Genomic DNA, 20,813 nt, shown 5'->3' on the forward strand with positions numbered 1-20,813 from the left:
CCACTGACAACGCCTGCGCCGCCCACCCCCATCAGAGCTTCTACCAGCTCGTCTTCCGCTCCAGCGCCCACATCATCATGATCGTCGAAGGGTCGAGCGCCTGCTCGCCGCCCGCGATCTCCTCGCTGGCCGCGATGTACTGCTTGCCCTGCCACAGCGGAAGCAGCCGGGCGTCGTCGACGAGGATGTCCTGGGCGCGCTCGAACGCGTCGTCCACCGCGCCACGGTCGCTCTCGCGCCGCGACTCGGGCAGCAGCTTGTCGGTGATCTCCGGGGAGGGATACGGCGTGCCGAGCGCGTTCTTCGGGCCGACGAACGGCGCGATGAAGTTGTCCGGGTCCGGGAAGTCGGGGAACCAGCCGCGTCCGAAGACTGGGTACTCGCCCTTGCGGTAGCCCGCTTCGTACGTCACCCAGGGCCTGCTCTTGAGGGTCACCTTGAACAGGCCCGGCTTCTCCAACTGCCGCTTGATCTCGTCGAACTCCGGCTTCGTGCCCGATCCGTACCGGTCGGTGGTGTACCAGAGCGTGAGCGGTACGGGCTCGAAGATCCCCGCCTCGGTGAGCAGAGCCTTCGCCTTCGTGGCGTCCGGCTTGCCGAACGAGTTGAAGAAGCCCGCGTTGTGGCCCGTGACGCCCTTCGGCACCATCGAGTACAGCGGCTCGACCGTGCCCTCGTACACCTCATGGCTGATCGCGGCCCGGTCGATCAGCTGCGCGACGGCCTTGCGGACAGCGGGGTTACGGGTCCACTTGTCCTTCTGCGTGAAGACGAGGTAGCGGATCTCCATGCCCGCGCCCTCCACCAACTGCAGCCCGTTCGCGGCCTGCTGCGCGTCCAGATCGACGATGTCGGTGGGGGCGAGACCGCGGAAGGTCACGTCGATCTTCTTGGCCTTGAGCGCGCCCACCATGGCCGCCGAGTCCTGGTAGTACCGGATGGTGACCGCGCTGTTCTTGCGCTCCGCCGGGCCCTCGTAGTGCGGGTTCTCGGCCAGCACGGCCTCCACCGGCCGCCCCTTGGCGGCGACCTTGTACGACTGGATCAGATACGGTCCTGAGCCGGTGATCGTCCGTGCGTCGCGCAGCTTGTCGGCCGGGTAGTCGTCCGGGTCGACGATCGACATGGCGGGGGTGGCGAGCACGAACGGGAAGGTGGCGTCGGACTTCTTGAGGTGGAAGATCACCTCTTTGTCGCCGCGGGTCTCCACCCGGTCGAGGCTGTCGAGCAGGGGTTCGGGTCCGCCCTTGACCGCGATCGTGCGGATGCGGTCGATGGAGTGCTTCACGGACGCGGCGTCCATCGCGTCGCCGTCGGAGAACTTCATGCCGTCCCGCAGTTCACAGCGGTACGTCTTGTTCTCGCTGTCCGTGAAACGGCAGGTTTCGGCCGCGTCCGGTTCGGGGGCCGCGCTGCCGCTGGGGAAGCTGACCAGGGTCTGGTAGACGTTCCGGAACAGCTCCCACGAGCCGTCCCAGGCTGCCGCCGGGTCCAGCGTGGACGGCGCGCTCGTCGTACCCACGACGATCGCCTTCTTCTCCTCGGACTCCCCCGAGGAAACCAGTCCGCACCCCGCCACCAGGGATATGGACGCCATGGCCGCGGCCGTACGCAGGCTCGTAAGCCGTCTTGGGGCCCGGTTGAACACGTGCACGCTCCTCGCTCGGACATGCCAGAGTCGGGCGACCATATCGCAGTGCCCCGCCGTTCCAACCCGCAGGAACGACAGGGCACTTGAGCACGATTCCGGTTATCCGCGTACGTCACTTACGCGGCCTCGCGACGGGTTCGTCAGCCGACGCCCGCATTGAGGAAGATTCCGCCATCGACCACGAGCGTCTGACCGGTGACCCAGTCCGACTGGTCGGAGGTCAGGAACGCGGCCGCGCCGCCGATGTCCGAGGGCACTCCGAGCCGGCCCAGCGGGTACGCCGCCGCGGCCTCCTCCTCGCGCCCCTCGTAGAGGGCCTCGGCGAACTTGGTCTTGATGACCGCGGGCGCGATCGCGTTGACCCGCACCTTCGGCGAGAACTCGTGCGCGAGCTGCACCGTCAGATTGATCATGGCGGCCTTGCTCATGCCGTACGCGCCGATGAACGGCGAAGGCGCGACACCCGCGACGGAGGCGATGTTGACGATCGCGCCGCCGTGCTCGGACTGCCAGGCCTTCCAGGTCTGCTGGGCGAAGCCGAGCGCCGAGATGACGTTGGTCTCGTACACCTTGCGCGCGACATTGAGGTCGAGGTCGGCCATCGGGCCGAACACCGGGTTCGTACCGGCGTTGTTGACCAGGAAGTCGACCCGCCCGTACGCCTCCATGACCCGCTCGACGGCGACGGCCTGGTGGGCCTCGTCGTGCGCCTTGCCCGCGACGTACATGGCACGGTCCGCGCCGAGCTTGTCGACGGCTTCCTTGAGGGCATCCTCGTTGCGGCCGGTGATGCACACCCGGTCGCCGCGGGCGATGAGCGCCTCGGCGACGCCGTAACCGATACCGCGGCTCCCGCCCGTGACGAGCGCGGCCTTTCCGCTGTCCTGCACTGTCATGTCTCTCTTCCTCAGCGCTAGTCGAGCGGTCCGCCGGCCACGTACAGGACCTGGCCCGAGACAAATCCGGCCGCCTCGCCGGTGAAGAAGGCGATGGTGTTGGCGATGTCGTCGGGGTTGCCGACGCGCTGCACCGGGATCATCGTGGCGGCCGCGTTCTGGAAGTCCTCGAAGCCCATGCCGACGCGGTCGGCGGTGGACTTGGTCATCTCGGTGACGATGAAGCCGGGGGCCACGGCGTTGGCGGTGATGCCGAACTTGCCGAGCTCCTTGGCGAGCGTCTTGGTGAAGCCCTGCAGACCGGCCTTGGCGGCCGAGTAGTTGGCCTGGCCGCGGTTGCCGAGCGCGGAGGAGCTCGACAGGTTCACGACGCGGCCGAAGCCCGCGTCGACCATGTGCTTCTGGCAGGCCTTGGTCATCAGGAAGGCACCGCGCAGGTGCACGTTCATGACGGTGTCCCAGTCGAGCGCGCTCATCTTGAAGAGCAGGTTGTCGCGCAGGACGCCGGCGTTGTTGACGAGGATCGTCGGCGCGCCCAGCTCGTCGGCGATCCGCGCGACGGCGGCCTCGACCTGCGCCTCGTCGGCGACGTCGCAGCCGACCGCGATGGCCTTGCCGCCTGCCGAGGTGATGGCCTCGACGGTGTCCTTGCAGGCCGCCTCGTCGAGGTCGATCACGGCCACAGCGCGGCCCTCGGCCGCCAGGCGTACGGCGGTCGCCGCGCCAATGCCTCGTGCGGCGCCGGTGACTACGGCGACGCGCTGCTCGGTGCTGGACATGCTGGGTTCTCCTCGCCCTCGGGGGTGCGGCTCCTGCGGTTGCCGTGGACCGCGCGGTTGAATGAGCGACCGCTTAGTACCTTCAGCAGACGTGACGCTAGAAGCCCTGGCACCCGGTGTCAACGGCCCATCGGGTGCCAGGGCTTCACATCACATCTGCTCGCGGCGGTTCAGCACGCCGTTCGACGCACCGCTCAGCGCACCAAAAGGTCGAGCAATCGCTCCACCTCGGCCTCGGGATCAGCGGTCAGACCGGTGTGCACGGGTCCCGGCTGCACCACCGTCGAGCGGGGTGCGATCAGCCAGCGGAAGCGCTGTCCGGGGTTGTCCCCGGCGGCCTGACCTGCGGCGTCGCAGACCCCTTCGACCGCCCGCAGCGCGGCCCGTACGCCCTCGACATCGGCCGCGGGGTCCAGGGTCCGCAGCTTGTGCTCGTCGAGGTGGGTGCGCGCCGCCACGTAGGACTTGGCGCGGCAGTAGACCACGACCCCGGCATTGATCAGCTCGCCGCGCTCGACCCGCGGCACCACGCGCACCAGCGCGTATTCGAAGACGTCCCGCTCGCTCACCGCGACTCCCTCCACCCGGCCGGCGCGGACTGTCCCGCCCGTCCGCTCGACTTCGACGGCTCGGCCTGCGCTGCCGACCGGTCGGCCGGCGCTTTCGGCAGGTCGGCCGGCGTACCGAGTGTGATGCGCTGCTCGAGCCCCTGCGCGCGGGTGAGCAGCGTGGTCGCGTACGCGCGTCGCACCTCGTCCGGGTCGGCGAAGCCGGGCTCGTCGGCCAGCCACACATCCGGTACGTCGGCGGCGCACTCGAGCAGCAGCTCCTCGCTGACCTGGGGCGCGAGCGCCGAAGCCGCGCCCGCCACGTCCGGTCCGAAGACAGCGAGCGCGTGGTCCGAGGCGTCGTACGGCTTGGCGGCCGAGGTCGCCGCGCCGCGCCAGTTGTGGTGCCAGATCATCGAGGCTCCGTGGTCGATCACCCACAGGTCGCCCTGCCACAGGAGCATGTTGGGGTTGCGCCAGGAGCGGTCGACATTGTTGATCAGGGCGTCGAACCACACCACGCGCCCGGCCTCCTCGGCCGACACCTCGTGGGCGAGCGGGTCGAATCCGATGGCGCCGGACAGGAACTCCATGCCCAGGTTGAGGCCACCGCTCGACTTGAGCAGCCCCTGGACCTCCGGATCGGGCTCCCCCAGACCGATCACCGGGTCGAGCCGGATCTGCGCGAGACCCGGAATCCGCAGGCCGAGCCGGTCCGCGAGCCGGCCGCAGATCACCTCGGCGACGAGCGTCTTGCGGCCCTGTCCCGCGCCGGTGAACTTCATGACGTAGAGGCCGAGATCGTCGGCCTCGACAAGTCCGGGGAGCGATCCGCCTTCACGCAGCGGGGTGACGTAGCGGGTCGCTGAGACTTCCGTGAGCATGCGCCCAAGCTATCCGGCGTTCGGACCGGGCGATCACAGGCGTGCCCCACGGCCTGCGGTCGACGGCGGCGGGGCGTTCCGGGCGCATCGCGGGGTACCCGGCGCGGATGACCGACGAAAACAGGAAGAAAACGGACGAACCCGAGGCCGAACAGCATGGCCGGCCCAACGTTCCCCGCGGTGACTCGGCCGTCGACCAGGCCCTGATCGAACTCGAGGAGGCAGAGACGGGCTCCCCCTCGGGCGGCCGGCGCAAGTGGGGCCGCGAAGGCGAGGCCGGCGACACTCTCACGCCGAATCAGCGCGCGCAGCAACAGGCCCAGGAATCCGGCGAGGACTCGCAGGACGGCTCCTGATCCGCACGCCCCGACCGGCACCTGGGACGGCCGGCCGCAGGCTTCCGAGACCCCTGCGCAGCCAGTGAGAAACGAGCACACCATGAAGCGAGCCGCACTCTTCGACGTGGACGGCACCCTCGTCGACACCAACTATCTGCACACGACGGCGTGGGCGGAGGCGCTGCGTCAGTGCGGCCATCACATCCCGATGGCGGCCGTCCACCGGGCGATCGGCCTGCCCTCGGTCGATCTGATCGAGCACCTCACGGGCAAGACGCCCGACGACGAAACGAAGACGCAGCTCAGCGCCGCGCACAAGGCGCTCTACGCTCCGTACTTCGAGCGCCTGCACGCCTTCCATGACGCGGCTCGGTTGCTGCGCACCCTCGCGGGAAAGGGTTGGGTGATCGTCCTGGTCACCTCGGCCTCGGGTGAGGAGCTCGAGGCGCTGCGGCGCGCGATCGACGCCGACGACGTGATCGCGCAGACCGCGTCCGCGGACGACGTGGACGAGGGCAAACCCGCGCCCGACCCGGTGCACAAGGCGCTGGGGCTGGTCGGTGCCCCGGCGGAAGGATCCGTGTTCGTCGGCGACTCCGTCTGGGACGTCCGGGCCGCCGGGCAGGCGGGTATCCCGTGCGTGGCCCTGCTCTCGGGGGGCATCCCGCGTGCTGAACTGGAAGAGGCGGGCGCGGCGGTCGTGTACCAGGACACGGCGGACCTGCTGGACCGGCTGGACGAGAGCCCTTTGCGCGTACGAGAAGACCAGCTGAACGAAAGCCCCTCGGGCGCACGAGAGGAGAGCACGGTGAGCGGACAGGACGAGACGGTGGGCGAGCAGGACGAAACCCCCGAGGCCGTACCGGACGACAACCTGGAAACGGGCCTCGGCCAGGGAGGGGACGACACCGACGGACCCGAACACCCGGTCCCCGGCGGCGAGTTGCCGCAGGGACCCGGCGAGCGAGCCGAGGCCGTGCCGCGTGACCTGCCCGACCAGCAGGCACGCGAGGGCGACCCCTGGGACCTTCACGAGCCGGGCACGTCCTCCGAGGACGACGCGGCACCCGGCCCCGGTGACTCTGGCACGGACTCGGGCGAGGAAGCCGGCCCGGAGGGCGCCCAGTCCGAGCAGCCGAAGCCCGACGAGCCCTCCGCCTGAGCGCCTGCGGGGCCGCCTCCAGTAGGCACCCGGCCGGGCGAAGATTTCGGTGCGGTTTGAACAACTTCCCGACTGCGGCCGTACGAGAGGACAGGATTCCGATACGGGCCGAGCTCCGGCCCATGCGCCGACGACCGGCGCAGGACCGCCAAGGGGAGTCATCAGGATGACCGTTACGCAGCAGCCCCAGCACCCCGTCGAGTCGGCGGAGCCGGAGGCGGGGACGCAGTGGTGCGGGTGCCCGTCACGGCGCACCGTCGTCTCGGCGGTGGGTGTCGCGGGCCTTGCCGTTGCGCTCACCGCCTGCGGAGGTTCCGATGACGGCGGCGGTTCGGACGAGGCACAGGAGCCGGCGGGCGAGGCCTCCGACCAGCCGACCGAGGGCGGCGGGGGCGGCGGCGAGGAGCTCGCCAAGACCGCGGACATCCCGGAGGGCGGCGGCACGGTCTTCAAGGACCAGGGCGTGGTCGTCGTGCAGCCGTCGGCCGGCGACTTCAAGGCGTACTCCTCGAAGTGCACACACGCCGGCTGCGGGGTCAAGGACGTCTCGGGCGGCACCATCAACTGTGTGTGCCACGGCTCCAAGTTCAGCATCGAGGACGGCAGCGTGAAGGGCGGACCGGCCCCGAAGCCGCTGCCCGCCGCGCAGATCACGGTGGACGGCGACTCGATCAAGCTCGGCTGAGCAACGTTCCGGGGCCTCGAAGCGACCCCGGGCCACGCCGCCCGCCGCCGGTCAGCCGATCGGCGGCGGGAGAGCGACCTGGGCGGCGAGGAACTTCGGGGCCATCCCGCAGTAGCTGTCGGTGATCAGTTCGGTGAGCTCGGTCCAGTCGGTGTGCTCACCGAGGACGGCGGCGACCACGTTGTGGCCCCAGCCGGCGCGGAGGAACGGGAATCCGTCGATGGTCAGGCCGAGCAGATCGTCGGCGGGCACCCGGAAGGTCACCACGACGAGTTCCTGGTCCGCGGTCGCATACGGGGCGTAGACGGGGTGGCGATCCGGATCCGGCGCGTAGAGGTGGGCGAACGTCCGCGTACGGATCCGCCAGCGCATGCCGATCCAGGCCGGCTCCTCGTACGACTCGGGCAGGTGCCGGCAGATCGACCGCAGCCGATCCAGGATCTCCGGCGGCACGTCTCCGGGACTGGACATGGTTCGACCCTAGCGACTCCGCACGGCCGGCGGCCACCGGCCCACGAGTGGTGCTAGCCCTTCCAAGCGGCGAGGATCTCGTCGGTCGTGGTGACCGACGAGATCAGCGCGAGGGTGTTACGGATCATCAGCGGGGTGTAGTCGGCGGGCACGCCCGCGATGGCGTCCGCGGGCACCACCACGCGATAGCCCAGGTTGACGGCGTCGAACACGGTGTTGGGGATGGCGACATTGGCCGACACCCCTGTGACGATCAGCGTGCGGCAGCCGAGGTTGCGCAGCAGCGCGTCCACGTCCGTGCCGGCCATCGGCGACAGACCGTGCAGTCGGCGGACGACCAGATCCTCTTCGGCGACCTCGATCGGCGGGGCGATCCGGACCGCTTTGGTGCCGGATATCTGCAGCACGGGAAGGCGCGAAACGGCGTGGAAGAGCCGGGCGTTGTGGTTGGAGCCGCGTCCGTCGGGGCGGCGTTCGGCCACCGCGTGCAGGACCTGGACCGAGGCGTAATGGGCCGCGGCGACGAGGCGGGCGATGTTGGTGAGCGCGCCCGAGGAGCGGGCCTGTTCGGCCAGTTCGGGCAGGGCGCTCTCCTCGCCCACGACGCCCTGCTGGCACTCGCTGGTGAGCAGTACGGTGGTGGCGGGATCGAGCAGCTCGGCGAGCGTTTCCCTGGCCATCTGGCCCTCCTGACGCAGCGTCGGCCGGCACACGGCGCGCGGACCGTGTGAAGTCGGCGCGAGGGTAACCCCCATTGCGTACCGGCGGAAGAGACCCCATGATTTTCTGACGCAGAGTCAGGAATGCCTCTGTGCACGGACCATGGAGCCGAAGGCACGGAGGGGAACACGGATGAGCGTGACACAACGCAGGGGCCGGCGGATCATGATGACGCGGGAGGAACTGGACGCCTTCCTCGCCGAACAGCGCACCTGCCGGGTGGCCACCGTCTCCGCGGACGGCGCACCGCACGCCAGCACCCTCTGGTTCGCCTGGGACGGTGGCTCGCTGTGGCTGTACTCGATCACCCGCAGCAAGCGCTGGGCAGATCTGCGCGCGGACCGGCGCATCGCGGTCGTGGTGGACGCCGGCGAGGACTACGGCGAGTTGCGCGGAGTGGAGCTGGCCGGTTCGGTGGAGTTCGTCGGTGAGGAGCCGCGGGTCGGGGAGCCGTGTCCCGAACTCGACGAGATCGAGAAGCAGTTCGCCCGCAAGAACTTCGGCATGGACCAGATGCCGCACGACGGACGGCATGCGTGGGTGCGGCTCACACCGGACACCATCGCCTCGTGGGACTTCCGGAAGCTGACGGAACTGCACTGAGGCCCACGCTCACGGCACCAGGCGGCCGAGGCTTCACGCCTCCGCCACCTCCCCCGCCTCCCGCAGCGCGTCGACCGCCGCCCTGATCGAGGGTCGGCGGTCGGCGTCCGTGCGCCACACCGCGTACACATGGCGGGCGATCTTCTGACGCAACGGCACCACGCGCACGCCGTCCGGCGCCTGGCCGCGCCCCAGGCGCGGGGTGACGCACACCCCCAACCCCGCTCCCACCAGGGCCAGTTGGGTCGAGTGCTCCTCGGCCTGGTGCCCGATGCGCGGCTCCACGCCCTTGGAACGCAGGGTGTAGAGCAGCCAGTCCTGGCAGAACGCGCCTTCGGGCCAGCAGATCCACTCGTCGTCGGCGAGCTCTTCGAGGGACAGCTCGGCGCGGTCGGCGTACCGGTGGCCCGCCGGCAGCACCACATCGGCCCGGTCGTCGAGCAGGGAGGCCTTGGCCAGGCCCTCGGGCATGGGGAGGGGCTTGTTGTACCAGTCGAGGACGACGGCCACATCGAGATCGCCGCGTACCACCGCCCGTACGCCGAAGGCCGGTTCGAGCTCCTGCGAGCGCACCACCAGGCCGGGGTGCGCCTTGCGCAGCGCGAGGAAGGTGAGCGGGAACAGGCCGCGGGCCGCGGTCGGGAAGGCTCCGATACGCAGCTCGCCGACCACCTGGCCGCGGTGCGCCTCCAGGTCCGACTGCGCGTACTCGACCTGCGAGATGATCCGCGCCGCGTGCTCGGCGAGCAGCACACCGGCGTCGGTGAGGCGCACACCGCGCCCGTTCTTGGCGATGAGCTGCTGGCCGATCTCGCGCTCCAGCTTGGTCAGTTGCTGCGACACGGCGGAGGTCGTGACATGCAGCCCCGCGGCCGCCCCGCTCACCGAGCCGTGCCGGGCGAGGGCGTCGAGGGTGCGCAGACGCTCGAGGTTCAGCATGTCCGCTCCATTGGCTCGCCCGTCAACATGTAAGCGATGCTAATCCATCCCTCGTAACAAATCTCGCTTGTGCTACGAGATCGCGGGGACGATCGTAGAGGTCATGGCCACTGCCTCCGCCTCCCGCACCCGTATCCGCACCTCCACCACCGCGCCCGCGTCCACGCCTCGGCGCACGCTCGACTGGCGGCTCCGCTTCGCGGTGCTCTCCTTGATCTGGGGCTTCAGCTTTCTGCTCATCAAGGTGGGTACGCATGGCTACGCACCCTTCCAAGTGACCTTCGGACGGCTCCTGTTCGGCACCCTGGTCCTCGCCGCGGCGATGCTGGTGCGGCGCGAGGGGCTGCCGCGCGGGTGGCGCACCTGGGGACATCTGACGGTGGCGGCGTTCTTCCTCAACGCCCTGCCGTTCTCGCTCTTCGCCTACTCGGAACTCACGATCCCGTCGACGCTCGCCGGCATCTGCAACGCGACCTCGCCGCTGTGGGGCATGGCCCTGTCGATGGTCGCGCTCTCCGAGGACCGGCCGACCCGCCGGCGCGTGGCGGGCCTGGGTCTCGGCTTCCTCGGCGTCCTGACGGTGCTTGGCGCCTGGCAGGGCTTCCAGGGCATCGACGCGGCGGGCACGGCCATGGCGCTCGCCGCTTCCCTGAGCTATCCGATCGGCTGGATCTACGTGCGGCGCACACTCGCGGGCAGCACCGAGTCGCATCTGTCCCTCATGGGTGCACAGCTGTTGCTCGCCACCGCGCAACTGGCCTTCGTCACCCCGCTGTTCACCTCCATGCCGACCGGCTTCCCGGTCCTGCCACTGCTCGCCGTCATCGCGCTCGGCGCCCTCGGAACCGGCCTCGCGGTGCTTCTCCAGTACGGCCTCGTGGCGGAGATCGGCCCCACGACCGCGCAGATGGTCACGTACTTCATCCCGGTCATCGCCACCGCCGCGGGCGTGGCCCTGCTCGGCGAATCCCTGTCGTGGTCGACACCGGTGGGTGCGGCGATCGTCCTGGCGGGCGCGGCTCTGACCCAGTCGCGGGCCAAGGCGGCCTAGCCGCCTCAGGGGCATCGGCGCAGACCATTAAGATGGCCGCGCTTTCGAGGGTCGAGAGGCGAGCAGCGCGCAACGGGGCAAGGGGGCAGCATGTTCGACGTCGACGGGTTCCCGGCAGTACCGAGTGCGGGCCGATGAGAGGCTTCCGACGCAGCCGGGCCTCCCGGAGCCTGCCTTCCGGGCCGCCCCCGCTGACCACGGCGGAGGTTGCCGAAGCCGAGGCCGAGCTCGATGTCCGCTTCCCTGCCGCGTACCGCCGCTACTTGCTGCAGGTGAGCGCCGGCGGTGCAGTGTGCGAGCTCCGGAAGTCGGCGGACGGCTGGTGGTGGGCGGGCGACCACAGGTGGCCGCGACGTGACCTGTTGCGAGTGCCCTTCCCACATCCGGACGACTACGCGGCGGCTGATGACGCGCTCGACCGGTGCGAACCCCGAGCCGAGGAGTATGCCGACGCGGCGGCGTTCGACCGGGCGTGGAGAGCCTGGGACGCCGAGTGCGAGGAGTTCGAGGACCGCAAGACGGCCGGAGCGGTGATCGCGCAGGAGCACGGCTGTGGCTTCGCGACTCTCCTGGCGATCACCGGCCCTCTCGCCGGCACGATGTGGTGGGACGGCCGGGCCACCTGCGACCTGATCCTCCCGCTCTCCCTCGACCACGCCGGCGGCGCACGGCCCGTGACCTTCGACGAGTGGCTGCCCCGCGACTCATGGGACTTGCTGCCGCCGGGCTGGGGACGACCGGTCTAGGTCACCGGAGACAGCCGGTCTAGGTCGCCAGGGTCCGGCCCGCTCCGCCCCGCCCGCCCAGCACGGCATACGCGACGGCGTCGGCCAGCGGCTCGATGTCGGACTCGGCCAGCGGCGACACCGTGATCCGCATCCCGGGCGCCGCCCCGATCCGGAACCTCGCCCCGGGCGCCACCGCCCACCCGGCGTGCAACAGCCGGGACACCGCGCCGGTTTCGTCCGGGACCGGCACCCATACGTTCAGGCCGCTGCGCCCCGTCGCCGCGACACCCCGCCGCCCCAGCGCGGCGATCAGGGCGTCGCGGCGACGCGCATAGGTACGCGCCACGTCCACGGGCACCACCGCACCGGAAGCCCACAGTTCGACGACCGCGCGCTGCACGATCCGGCTCACCCAGCCCGGTCCGAGCCGCTGCCGGCCCTGCACCCGGTCCACGGTGACCGCGTCGCCGGTCAGGACGGCGAGCCGCAGATCGGGCCCGTACGCCTTGGCCACCGAGCGCACCAGCGCCCAACTCCCCTTGCCGGTGGCCAGAGGATGCAACGGCAGGTCGACGATGCCGTGCCCGTGGTCGTCCTCGATCAGCAGCACCGATGGGTGCTTCCTGAGGACCGCCCGCAGCGCCCGCGCACGCGAGGCGGTGACCGCGGCGCCCGTGGGGTTCTGCGCCCGGTCCGTGACGATCACGGCACGGGCACCTTCGCTCAACGCCCGGTCGACCGCGGCCGGCTCGGGCCCTTCGTCGTCCACGGCGATGGCGACGGCGCGCAGCCCGAGCGCCGGGATCAGATCGAGCAGCGCACCCCAGCCCGGATCCTCCACCGCGACCGCGTCACCCGGCCGCAGGTGCGCGGCCAGGATCCGCTCGATGGCGTCGAGCGAGCCCGACGTGACGGCGACAGGCCCGCCCGGAATCCCGTCGGCGTCGAACGCGGCCCGGGCGAGCGCGCCCAGGTCCGGGTCCACCGCGGCCTCGGCGTACATGACCGGCTGCCGGTCGCTGCGCGCGGCCGCCGCGGCGAACGCCCCGGTGAGGGAAGGCAGCAGCGCGGGATCGGGATTGCCGAGCGAGACATCCCGTACGCCTTCGGGCGCTTCGACCCGGATCGCGTCGCGCGCGGTGCTCGCGGGCCGCGAACGGACCCGGCTGCCGCGCCTGCCCGCCGTCTCGATCACTCCCCGCTCACGCAGGGTGCGATACGCCGACGCGACCGTATTCGGATTGACCCCCAGCTCCAGGGCCAACTCCCGCATGGGCGGCAGCACTTGCCCGGGCTCCAGGTCTCCCCTGCCCACCGCGCCCTCGACGCTGGCCGCAATCTCTGCTGCGCGTCGGCCTTCGATCCGATATCCTCCTAGCACAAACATGAGTATGCACTAATGCAATGGAGATCGCAATGAGCGTTGCGCCGGACACCACGGAGCCGACCACCACCCCGGACTCGTATGCACCGACGGAGCGCACCGTCCCCACCCGCTCCAAGGAGCGCGCGCACTACGACCGGGAATTGGTGCATTCGATACTCGACGAGACCTACCTCTGCCACATGGGCTTCGTCCGCGACGGCGCCCCGGTGGTGCTGCCGACGCTGTACGCGCGGGTCGGCGAGCGGCTCTACGTGCACGGGTCGACCGGCTCGCGCCCGCTGCGGATGGCGGGCCAGGCCGACCCGGGCCTGTCCGTCTGTCTGACGGTGACGCATGTGGACGGCCTCGTGCTCGCCCGCTCGGCGTTCCACCACTCGATCAACTACCGCTCCGTCGTGGTGCACGGCACCGCCCACCAGGTCACCGATCCGCAGGAGAAGCGACTGGCCCTGGACGCCATCGTCGACCAGGTCGTGGCCGGCCGGGCCGCGGACTCCCGCCCGGCCGACGCCAAGGAGCTGGCCGCCACCGCGGTGCTCCGCGTCGACCTGGCCGAGGTCTCCGCGAAGATCCGCACCGGCGGCCCCAACGACGAGCCCAAGGACATGGAGCTCCCCCACTGGGCGGGCGTGGTGCCGGTGGCCCGCACGTACGGCGCGCCGATTCCGTCCGATGACCTGGAGCCGGGGGTCGAACTGCCGGAGTATCTGCGCGGTTTGTGAGCGGACGCATCACCCGAACGTGAAGCAAGGGCCGCCCTCTCGTCGAGGGCGGCCCTTTCGCTATGTATCGAGGGCGGCCGTTTCGCTATGTACGGACAGCGCTCAGTGATGTACGAGCAGCGGTCCGCGTCTCCGCCACCGCGAGCCCCGCCAGCGCGAGCAGCATCAGCAAGGTGCCCACCACCGTCGCCGCGGTCAGATGCTCACCGAACGCGAGCACCGCGAGGATGGCCGCACTGACCGGTTCGAGCAGCATGATCACGGAGACGGTGGCCGAGCGGACCGCGGCCGCCCCCGCGAAGTACAGGGCGTAGGCCAGCGCGGTCGGCACGGCCGCGACGTACAGCATCAGGCCGAGGATCCGGCCGAGTTGATCGGTGTGGGGCAGCAGCCCTTCGACCGCCGCGAACGGCAGCAGGCACAGTGCGGCGATCGCGAAGGTCCACACGGTCGTGGTGTGGGTGTCGGCGCCCGAACCGTCCCTGCCCCACCAGCGGGTGAGCAGAGTCATCACGGCGTACCCGGCAGCGGACCCGATCGCGAGCAGGACGCCGGCCGGATCGACCTCGCCCGGACCGCCGCCACCCTCGCCGAAGACGAGCACGACCAGGCCCGCGAGTGCACCGGCGACGGCCAGTACGCCGCCGATTCCGAGGCGTTCACCGAGCAGCAGCCTGGCCCCCAGCGCGATCAGGACGGGGCCCGCACCGAGCGTGACCACCGTGCCGACGGCCAGACCGGTGGCCGATACGGCGGCGAAGTACGCGGTCTGGAAGACGGCGAGGGCGACACCGAGCGCGATCATCCGCCCCGGCCGCACCTTGGCACGCGCCCGACCGCCGCGGCGCCGCAGCAGCCCGGCCACGAGCAGCAGCACGAGGCCGCCGGCGCAGCGCCAGAACGACAGGGCGATGGGCCGCAGTTCGCTGGACTGGAACACCAGGAGCGCGGCGGCTCCCGCGGTACCCCAGGCGACACCGGCGACGATCAGATAGAGCAGGCCGCGTCCGACGGACAGGGCGGGGGAACCAGGGGCGACGACGGCACCCTGGGTGGAAACAGCATTCGACACGAGGCTCTCCGCAAAGGACAGACGAAAGGGACTGTCGTCTGCGGGCAGCCGTCACCGGCCCGGGAACTCCCGGGCAGATTTCGGTGGTTGACTCCGACCGCCCGCGCTAGGCGGCAGGAGGCGGAAGGACAAGCGCTCGTGCGTGCATGATCGCCACCCTACGCTTCGGCCCGGCTCACGGACAATGCCGTTTCGTCCTGTGGACCGCCGCTCGCGACGGGCTCGGGCGCCGCCTTCACAGGAGTGGCGGACTGGGCGATGAACGCGCCGATCAGAACGACCGCACCGCCGATGATCTGGGGCGCGGACAGATGCTCGCCGAGCAGGAACCAGGCCAGTACGGTCGCGACGACCGCCTCGAGGTAGGCGACGACTCCGGCCACCTGCGGCGAGAGCCTGCGTACGGAGAGCAGACCCGTGCCGTACGCGAGCACCGTGGCGATCAGCACCACCCAGCCGAGCAGCAACCACCCCGACACCGCGGTGCCGTCCATGTCCGCAGTGCCCGAGAGCACCGACCAGTCCATCTCCCATGGGCGGGCGATCACCGTCAGGATCAGAGCGCCGATCAGCATGCCGTACGCGATGACGCCCAGCGGATCCGGAGCCTGTTCGCCCGAGTCGCTGCCGTGGTCGCCGAGGATGAAGTAGCCGGCCTGGCACACCGCGGCGCCAAGACCGAGGAGCACGCCGATCGCGTCGAAGCTCAGACCTGCCCAGACCTCGACCACACAGGCGAGCCCGCCGACCGCGAGCACCACACCGACCGCCGCGGCCCGCGTGACGTGCCGGCGCTGGACGAAACGGATCCAGACGAGCACGAGCGCCGGCCCCAGGTACTCGATGAGCAGGGCCACGCCTACGGGGATACGGGAGATCGCCGCGAAGTAGCAGGCCTGGACGCCCGCGACGGCGAACAGGCCGAAACCGGCGAGCAACGCGGGCCTGCGCACCAGCAGTTCGCGATGGCGCCAGGCCACCGGCAGCAGCACAAGCGCCGCACCCGCCACCCGCAGCCAGACCACATGCAGCGGGTCGAGCCCTGCCGTGATGAGCGGCTTCGCCGCCACGCCGGAGCCGCCGAACGCCAGCGCCGACACCAGAGCCAGCGTCAGTCCGACGCTGCGGCCCCGGTCCCCTTGAATCCCCTTGAACGTAGACACGCGGCCATGATGACAGGCGACGTCATGAGCGTCACCCCCGATACCCCTGACATCTCGGAAAGCGAGACGGCGCCCGGGCGCGGTCCACGCGACGACCGGGCACAGTTCGCCCGACGTCCACCCACTGCGCCCCCGTCAGCCCGTCAAGGGCTCACCGAACCCCGCGTCGATGCGCTCCACCAGCGCCCGCGGATCCACACCGGAGCGACGCAGGATCTGCACCGCGCGGCTTTCGGCATCCAGAGCGAGGGCCGCGAGCACATCGATCCCGTCGGCGGACCTCCGGCCGCCCTCCCGGGCGCGCGCCTGCGCCAGCTCCATCGCACTCAGCGCGGAGGGCGACCAGCCGGCCGGTTCCCGCGCCCCTCGTTCCCGTACGACCGGAACGGCGCCCGAATCCTCGACCGTGCCCTGCCAGCGCAGCCCGTACCCGATGGAACGCTGCACCAGGAGGCCGAGCAGCCGGGCCACGCGCGCGCCGTCTCCGAATACCGCGCGCACCGCGGGGTCGGACTCGAGCAGGGAGTGCAGCAGATGGGCGGTATCCAGCTGGCCGTCGCCGCCGCGCAGGGCCCGTCGGCGGGCGCCCGCGATCACCGACTGCAGCTCGGCGTCGAGCTCGCCGTCGGGTTCGGTCCGTGGCAGGCGCGGGTGCGGAAGTCCTTGATCCGCATCCGGCCAGGTGGGGCTGTGCACACCTGCCACCCCATCAGCCCGGGACGCTCCGGGGCATCCCCGCCGGGAAGCATCTTCACGTCCGACACAAGGTGGGGATGCGTGTACGGGTTCTCCTCCTTACGGATGAGATCTCCCTTCACGGGGACCCGTTCCCTTCCGATGCATGTCCGACGAATGGCCGGCGAGTGGCCAAGGATCGGGACCCGGGGGCGCGCACGCTTCCGGCGCACTCCCCCAGCGCAACCACGGGCCGCACAGTGCTCGTCCCTCAGGGCACCCGAGCAACATCCGAGCACCGTGGTCCAGTTGACCGTCCCGCACGTCCGCGGAAAGGAGTCGCCATGCCCCGAGCCGTACGCCCCGCGCGCCTGCGCGGCGCCCCGCCCGAGGAGTGCGGCTGCTGGCTGGTGGCACTGCCGGCGATCGACGGCAAGCAGTACGTGTACCGGGTCTACGCCCCCGAGGACGCTCTGCCCGCGGACCTGTTCTGGGAGGCGTGGCACTGCCATGATGAGGGCCCGCACCCGCGCGCACTGGATCTCTTCGACGCCGCGGTGATCCGCAGAATCGGCCGCTGACGCGCACCTCGATGCACGAGCTCCACAATTTCTGACGAGTCGTCAGTCTTGTAACTTCCCGACTACGAGGCTACGTTCCGCGACACCGCCGCTGCGCTACCACCGCAGCGCTTGACGAGAAGGGGTGGTCGCATGGCCGAAGTCAGCGCGGAAGCACGCATCGACGCTCCCGCCGAGAAGGTCTGGGAGAAGCTCACTGACTTCTCCGTATTCGGCGAGTGGAGCGTGACGCACACCGGGTTCCCCAAGGGGGCGCCGGAATCGCTCAAGCAGGGCGACACGTTCGAGGAGAGCATGAAGCTCATGGGCTTCCCCGCCGATGCGGTGTGGACGGTGGAGTCCCTCGAGGACGGCCGTTCGTTCACCATCCGCGGCAAGGGCCCGATGGGGGTGAACCTCAAGCAGGCCTACACCCTGACGCCCGACGGCAACGCCACGGTGATGCGCATCGACGGCGAGTTCACGGGTGCGGCCGTGACGCTGATGGCGGGCAAGCTCAAGGATTCGGCGACGGCGGCTCTCCACGAGTCGCTGCGCAAGCTGAACGCGCTCATCGTCTGAGCCAGGGCCCAAACGGCAGGCGCCCCACGCGCGTTCGCGTGGGGCGCCTGCCGTTTTCACCAGTCGGCGGGACTCAGTCCTCGTCGGCGAGGATCAGATAGAGCTTCTTACGGGCGTCGTTGACGACGGCGAGCGCCTTCTCGCGCTGCTCCGCCGAGCCGGTCTTCCAGACCTGGCCGAAGGCCTCCATCAGACCGAAGCCGGCCTGCCGGATCTCGTTGACCGTGTCCCAGTCGACGCCGCGGCCGGCATCCTCCCAGGGGGCATCCGGGCCCTCGTCGGCGGCCGTACGGCCGGCCTCGGTGAGCGAGAACAGCTTCTTGCCGCCCTCGGACTCACTGGTGATCAGGCCCTCGTCCTCGAGCAGCTGCAGGGTCGGGTACACCGACCCCGGGCTGGGCTTCCACGCCCCGCCGCTGCGCTCGGCGATCTCCTGGATCATCTCGTAACCGTGCATCGGCCGGTCCTTCAGCAGGGCCAGGATCGAGGCGCGCACATCACCGCGCCGCGCCCGTCCACGGCCACCGCCGCGTCCGCGCCCGCCCCAGGGGCCGGGCCCGCCGAAGCCGCGGGGGTCGAAGCCGCCGGGGCCGAAGGGCCCGAAGGCACGCCGGCCCTCGCCGCCCCGCGGACCCTCGAAGCCGCCGCCTCCGCGCGGCCCACCGGGCCCGCCGAAACCGGGGCCGGGCCCGCGCCGGCCGAAGCCGCCGTGGTGCTGACGGCCGTGCTCGTGCTCATGTCCATTCTCGTGTCCATGTACATGGGGTCGCATATCAATCACTTCTCTCATGTGTCGTTCAGCGTGGGATCCGCTCCTCGAATAGGCGCCGTATGCCGTATCTCGGGATGCGCTGTAAGGAGCGCTCGCGATCTTTCATGAACCATCGCGATGCCTCAACGATATATCGCTACCGATCGGATGGCAAGCCCTCTTCTGGAGGCTCCTGTGTCCTTGACATCGAAGCCGGTCCGGCGGAGGTCGCCGACCTGCGCCGGACCAACAGGTTCCCGGCGCCGGGACGGCACCGATCTGCCGCACGGCGCCCAGGCCTACCGCCCCTTCGGCACGGCCGCCCAGCTCGCCCGCAGGGCCGGCGCCACCGTGCTCGCCACCGTCCGCCGCACCGCGGACCTCGACCACATCGCCCCGGCCGTCGTCTCCCACGCCGTCGCGTTGGCCGCCGGCGCCCCCGCCACGGCCATCCGCGCCCACGCGCCGCGGGGCGTCGACCGCATCATCGCGGTCGCCCTGTCCGACAACGCCGACCTCCACAACGCCGTCGTCGCCAACGAGGCCGTCATCGCCGCCCACGATCACGTCGATGTCGGCGGTGGCCGCAGCCGCATCCTGGTCACCATCCCCCGGTAGCGCAGACTTGGGCGATCTCTGCCTGATCTACGCCGCCATGCGCCGGACTTCTTCATACGCTCGCTGCGCAGATGGCTCGGCTCCGCACGTCACTGGGGGAACCGTTCCGGGCGGAAGTCCGCAAGCATCTCGTCCCGCTTCCCGCTGAGGATCTCCGTAGCAAGCAGCCGGCCGATGACCGGCCCGAGTGTGATGCCGCTGTGGGAGACAGCCTCGTAGTAGCCCGGCACAGAAGGCACCGCACCCACCGAGGGGAATCCGTCGGCTGGGATCGGCCGGTAAGCGATCCGTGTCTGCGCGACGCGGGCGTTTCCGAGTTCAGGAACGACGTGCTTCGCCGCTTCGTGGAGCTGCCGTGCGAGTTCCACTGGATCTTCACCCGTGTCGATGACTGCGTCGATCTCGCGGCTGTGGAGGACCACCGACGCATCTCCGTCAGGACGGATCTCGATGTGGGGCGCGTGCATGGCCCGGTGAACCGGGACCTGAGCACAGCCGAGCCGGGTGACGACGCCGGGTTCCCGGCGCATCGGCAAGTGCCGAGCGATGAGCCCGGCGACCTGGGAAGCGCTGGGTCCTGCCGCGTTCACGACGACGTCGACGTCGAGACAGCTCCCATCCGACAGGGTCACTGTCCGGACGCTCCCATCGGGGCCGATACCGATGTTGCGGGCCGCGGTGCCAAACCGATGTTCAGCGCCGGACTCAACAGCTCGGCCGACCAGGCGGCCGACGAGATGCCGTCCGTGCACCCATGCTTCGTCGGGGTAGAACAGGACCGGAGTCTTGGCCGGCACCCTGAGAGCAGGTTCGAGGCGCCGGCGCACCTCTGCACCCGTGCACACCTCGACCCTGTAGTCCCAGCCGGCCAGCAGCTCGGCTGTTTCCAGGAGCTTCGCCTCCGCTGCGGTGTCGCCGGCCCAGCGCAGGTGGCCGCTGGGATGCCACCATGAGTCCGGCCCGATGGTCTCTGCAAGCTCGCGGTACGCCGCCATACCTGCCACGTTCAGGTCGAAGTAGGACCTGCGCCCGGTCTTGTTGCTGGCGTTGACCCACGAGAAGGACCAGTTGGTGACCCCTTCCCCTGGCCGGCCCGCGTCGATGAAGACCACCTCGGCCCCCTGCCGCGACAGGTTGCACCCCACGCTGGCTCCGAGAATGCCCACTCCGATGACAGCAACACGTTCAGACCGCCCCACATGTCCGCCGCTCACAAGCCGCCTTCCAGGGTCGTGGGCCAACTCGCCAACTCCCGCTTCCAGCATGCCATCGCCCCGTTCGGCGACAAGCGTCAATGTCGGCTCGGTCCCACAGACGCAACCCCAGCCGAGCAGTTTCACGTTGGAGCGGCATCGGCGATCACGGCGCGGCGACACGCTGCGGACTCCGCCTCTTCACCGCGACGCGAGAGAATCAGGTCATGTCGCACTCACCGCTGCGGATCAATGCCCTCATCGTCGACGCCGCGGACCCCGAGCGGCTCGCCGCGTTCTGGTCCGAGCTGCTCGGCAGGCCCATCGCGGGCCGCACGGGACCTTACGTATGGCTGCAACGCGAGAACGGTCTCGGTCTGGGCTTCCAGCAAGTCGGCGAGGCCAAGTCGGGCAAGAACCGCATGCACTTCGACATCAGCTCACCGAACCCGCCCGACGAGCAGCACCGTGTCGAGTCACTCGGCGGGCGCCGGCTGGAGGAGTACGCCGAGGGCGGGTTCCTGGTGATGGCCGACCCGGAGGGGAACGAGTTCTGCATCATCCCCGACGGACCGTTCTCACTCGACGACGAGGGCCACGCGGACTACCTCGACTGAGCGGACCACCACGACCGG

Annotated in this window: 24 protein-coding genes and 1 pseudogene; 11 read left to right on the plus strand and 14 right to left on the minus strand. The window is 70.4% G+C overall.

The window, feature by feature from the left end:
* Nucleotides 1–40 precede the first annotated feature (40 nt).
* The 5 genes from G6045_RS07035 to G6045_RS07055 form a co-directional block, all read right to left on the minus strand.
* Entirely contained in the window at nucleotides 41–1,597 is a 1,557-nt protein-coding gene (locus G6045_RS07035) for an ABC transporter substrate-binding protein (protein WP_235967642.1), read from the minus strand.
* A gap of 194 nt (nucleotides 1,598–1,791) precedes the next feature.
* Nucleotides 1,792–2,547, minus strand: a complete 756-nt coding sequence (locus G6045_RS07040) for an SDR family oxidoreductase (RefSeq protein WP_165330950.1) — start codon at nucleotides 2,545–2,547, stop codon at nucleotides 1,792–1,794.
* A gap of 17 nt (nucleotides 2,548–2,564) precedes the next feature.
* Complete coding sequence (gene fabG / locus G6045_RS07045) at nucleotides 2,565–3,326, minus strand: 3-oxoacyl-ACP reductase FabG (protein WP_165330951.1); 762 nt, start codon at nucleotides 3,324–3,326, stop codon at nucleotides 2,565–2,567.
* A gap of 194 nt (nucleotides 3,327–3,520) precedes the next feature.
* Nucleotides 3,521–3,895 carry a DUF3037 domain-containing protein gene (locus tag G6045_RS07050; RefSeq protein ID WP_165330952.1) on the minus strand — a complete coding sequence of 125 codons (375 nt, stop codon included), beginning with the start codon at nucleotides 3,893–3,895 and terminating at the stop codon, nucleotides 3,521–3,523.
* Nucleotides 3,892–4,758 carry a HipA family kinase gene (locus tag G6045_RS07055; RefSeq protein WP_165330953.1) on the minus strand — a complete coding sequence of 289 codons (867 nt, stop codon included), beginning with the start codon at nucleotides 4,756–4,758 and terminating at the stop codon, nucleotides 3,892–3,894. Before G6045_RS07055 ends, G6045_RS07050 begins: the two co-directional genes overlap by 4 nt.
* Before the next feature lie 107 nt (nucleotides 4,759–4,865).
* Between G6045_RS07055 and G6045_RS07060 the strand changes: the two genes are divergently transcribed.
* From G6045_RS07060 to G6045_RS07070, 3 genes and pseudogenes are all read left to right on the plus strand, one after another.
* Nucleotides 4,866–5,114, plus strand: a complete 249-nt coding sequence (locus G6045_RS07060) for a hypothetical protein (protein WP_165330914.1) — start codon at nucleotides 4,866–4,868, stop codon at nucleotides 5,112–5,114.
* 82 nt (nucleotides 5,115–5,196) lie between these two features.
* Nucleotides 5,197–5,847: pseudogene (locus G6045_RS41250) on the plus strand (HAD family hydrolase); the annotation flags it as partial.
* Between the two features lie 577 nt (nucleotides 5,848–6,424).
* Nucleotides 6,425–6,943, plus strand: a complete 519-nt coding sequence (locus G6045_RS07070) for a Rieske (2Fe-2S) protein (protein ID WP_165330955.1) — start codon at nucleotides 6,425–6,427, stop codon at nucleotides 6,941–6,943.
* A 51-nt stretch (nucleotides 6,944–6,994) separates the two neighbouring features.
* On the opposite strand, the gene G6045_RS07075 is transcribed toward G6045_RS07070, so the two are convergent.
* Nucleotides 6,995–7,414, minus strand: a complete 420-nt coding sequence (locus G6045_RS07075; protein WP_165330956.1) for an MmcQ/YjbR family DNA-binding protein — start codon at nucleotides 7,412–7,414, stop codon at nucleotides 6,995–6,997.
* Nucleotides 7,415–7,467: 53 nt separating this feature from the next.
* On the minus strand, nucleotides 7,468–8,094 hold the full coding sequence (locus tag G6045_RS07080; RefSeq protein ID WP_165330957.1) for a cysteine hydrolase: 627 nt from the start codon (nucleotides 8,092–8,094) through the stop codon (nucleotides 7,468–7,470).
* A 172-nt stretch (nucleotides 8,095–8,266) separates the two neighbouring features.
* On the opposite strand from G6045_RS07080, the gene G6045_RS07085 reads away from it, so the two are divergent.
* The gene (locus G6045_RS07085) at nucleotides 8,267–8,737 is read left to right on the plus strand and encodes a pyridoxamine 5'-phosphate oxidase family protein (RefSeq protein ID WP_165330958.1); all 471 of its coding nucleotides are present in this window, start codon (nucleotides 8,267–8,269) and stop codon (nucleotides 8,735–8,737) included.
* A 33-nt stretch (nucleotides 8,738–8,770) separates the two neighbouring features.
* On the opposite strand, the gene G6045_RS07090 is transcribed toward G6045_RS07085, so the two are convergent.
* Nucleotides 8,771–9,676 carry a LysR family transcriptional regulator gene (locus G6045_RS07090; RefSeq protein ID WP_165330959.1) on the minus strand — a complete coding sequence of 302 codons (906 nt, stop codon included), beginning with the start codon at nucleotides 9,674–9,676 and terminating at the stop codon, nucleotides 8,771–8,773.
* A 103-nt stretch (nucleotides 9,677–9,779) separates the two neighbouring features.
* Between G6045_RS07090 and G6045_RS07095 the strand changes: the two genes are divergently transcribed.
* Both G6045_RS07095 and G6045_RS07100 read left to right on the plus strand, forming a co-directional pair.
* Nucleotides 9,780–10,727, plus strand: coding sequence for a DMT family transporter (locus G6045_RS07095; protein WP_206343348.1), 948 nt, complete (start codon nucleotides 9,780–9,782; stop codon nucleotides 10,725–10,727).
* Nucleotides 10,728–11,095: 368 nt separating this feature from the next.
* The gene (locus G6045_RS07100) at nucleotides 11,096–11,473 is read left to right on the plus strand and encodes an SMI1/KNR4 family protein (protein WP_235967643.1); all 378 of its coding nucleotides are present in this window, start codon (nucleotides 11,096–11,098) and stop codon (nucleotides 11,471–11,473) included.
* Nucleotides 11,474–11,492: 19 nt separating this feature from the next.
* Here G6045_RS07100 and G6045_RS07105 read toward each other — a convergent pair whose 3' ends face one another.
* On the minus strand, nucleotides 11,493–12,836 hold the full coding sequence (locus G6045_RS07105) for an aminotransferase class I/II-fold pyridoxal phosphate-dependent enzyme (RefSeq protein WP_165330961.1): 1,344 nt from the start codon (nucleotides 12,834–12,836) through the stop codon (nucleotides 11,493–11,495).
* Between the two features lie 35 nt (nucleotides 12,837–12,871).
* On the opposite strand from G6045_RS07105, the gene G6045_RS07110 reads away from it, so the two are divergent.
* A complete protein-coding gene (locus G6045_RS07110; RefSeq protein WP_408056306.1) occupies nucleotides 12,872–13,564 on the plus strand; it encodes a pyridoxamine 5'-phosphate oxidase family protein in 693 nt (230 codons plus the stop codon).
* A gap of 85 nt (nucleotides 13,565–13,649) precedes the next feature.
* Here G6045_RS07110 and G6045_RS07115 read toward each other — a convergent pair whose 3' ends face one another.
* The 3 genes from G6045_RS07115 to G6045_RS07125 form a co-directional block, all read right to left on the minus strand.
* Nucleotides 13,650–14,636, minus strand: a complete 987-nt coding sequence (locus tag G6045_RS07115; protein WP_165330963.1) for a DMT family transporter — start codon at nucleotides 14,634–14,636, stop codon at nucleotides 13,650–13,652.
* A 158-nt stretch (nucleotides 14,637–14,794) separates the two neighbouring features.
* Nucleotides 14,795–15,799 carry an EamA family transporter gene (locus G6045_RS07120; RefSeq protein WP_165330964.1) on the minus strand — a complete coding sequence of 335 codons (1,005 nt, stop codon included), beginning with the start codon at nucleotides 15,797–15,799 and terminating at the stop codon, nucleotides 14,795–14,797.
* A gap of 135 nt (nucleotides 15,800–15,934) precedes the next feature.
* The gene (locus G6045_RS07125) at nucleotides 15,935–16,495 is read right to left on the minus strand and encodes a Clp protease N-terminal domain-containing protein (RefSeq protein ID WP_165330965.1); all 561 of its coding nucleotides are present in this window, start codon (nucleotides 16,493–16,495) and stop codon (nucleotides 15,935–15,937) included.
* A gap of 323 nt (nucleotides 16,496–16,818) precedes the next feature.
* Here G6045_RS07125 and G6045_RS07130 point away from each other — a divergent pair, with 323 nt between their 5' ends.
* Together G6045_RS07130 and G6045_RS07135 are read left to right on the plus strand one after the other, a co-directional pair.
* Nucleotides 16,819–17,055 carry a hypothetical protein gene (locus G6045_RS07130; RefSeq protein WP_165330915.1) on the plus strand — a complete coding sequence of 79 codons (237 nt, stop codon included), beginning with the start codon at nucleotides 16,819–16,821 and terminating at the stop codon, nucleotides 17,053–17,055.
* A gap of 132 nt (nucleotides 17,056–17,187) precedes the next feature.
* Nucleotides 17,188–17,616 (plus strand): type II toxin-antitoxin system Rv0910 family toxin, encoded by a 429-nt coding sequence (locus G6045_RS07135; RefSeq protein ID WP_165330966.1) that lies wholly within the window; start codon nucleotides 17,188–17,190, stop codon nucleotides 17,614–17,616.
* Between the two features lie 73 nt (nucleotides 17,617–17,689).
* On the opposite strand, the gene G6045_RS07140 is transcribed toward G6045_RS07135, so the two are convergent.
* Complete coding sequence (locus G6045_RS07140) at nucleotides 17,690–18,388, minus strand: PadR family transcriptional regulator (protein ID WP_165330967.1); 699 nt, start codon at nucleotides 18,386–18,388, stop codon at nucleotides 17,690–17,692.
* A 174-nt stretch (nucleotides 18,389–18,562) separates the two neighbouring features.
* On the opposite strand from G6045_RS07140, the gene G6045_RS07145 reads away from it, so the two are divergent.
* Nucleotides 18,563–18,985 (plus strand): MDR/zinc-dependent alcohol dehydrogenase-like family protein, encoded by a 423-nt coding sequence (locus G6045_RS07145; protein WP_235967644.1) that lies wholly within the window; start codon nucleotides 18,563–18,565, stop codon nucleotides 18,983–18,985.
* Nucleotides 18,986–19,074: 89 nt separating this feature from the next.
* Here the strand turns inward: G6045_RS07145 and G6045_RS07150 are convergent, their stop codons facing one another.
* Nucleotides 19,075–20,199: an NAD(P)/FAD-dependent oxidoreductase gene (locus G6045_RS07150; protein WP_328707683.1), complete on the minus strand. Its 1,125-nt coding sequence runs from the start codon at nucleotides 20,197–20,199 to the stop codon at nucleotides 19,075–19,077.
* A gap of 206 nt (nucleotides 20,200–20,405) precedes the next feature.
* Here G6045_RS07150 and G6045_RS07155 point away from each other — a divergent pair, with 206 nt between their 5' ends.
* The gene (locus G6045_RS07155) at nucleotides 20,406–20,795 is read left to right on the plus strand and encodes a VOC family protein (RefSeq protein WP_165330968.1); all 390 of its coding nucleotides are present in this window, start codon (nucleotides 20,406–20,408) and stop codon (nucleotides 20,793–20,795) included.
* Nucleotides 20,796–20,813: the final 18 nt, after the last annotated feature.

Origin of the sequence: Streptomyces mesophilus (genome assembly GCF_011044995.1) — a bacterium.
GTDB lineage: Bacteria > Actinomycetota > Actinomycetes > Streptomycetales > Streptomycetaceae > Streptomyces > Streptomyces mesophilus.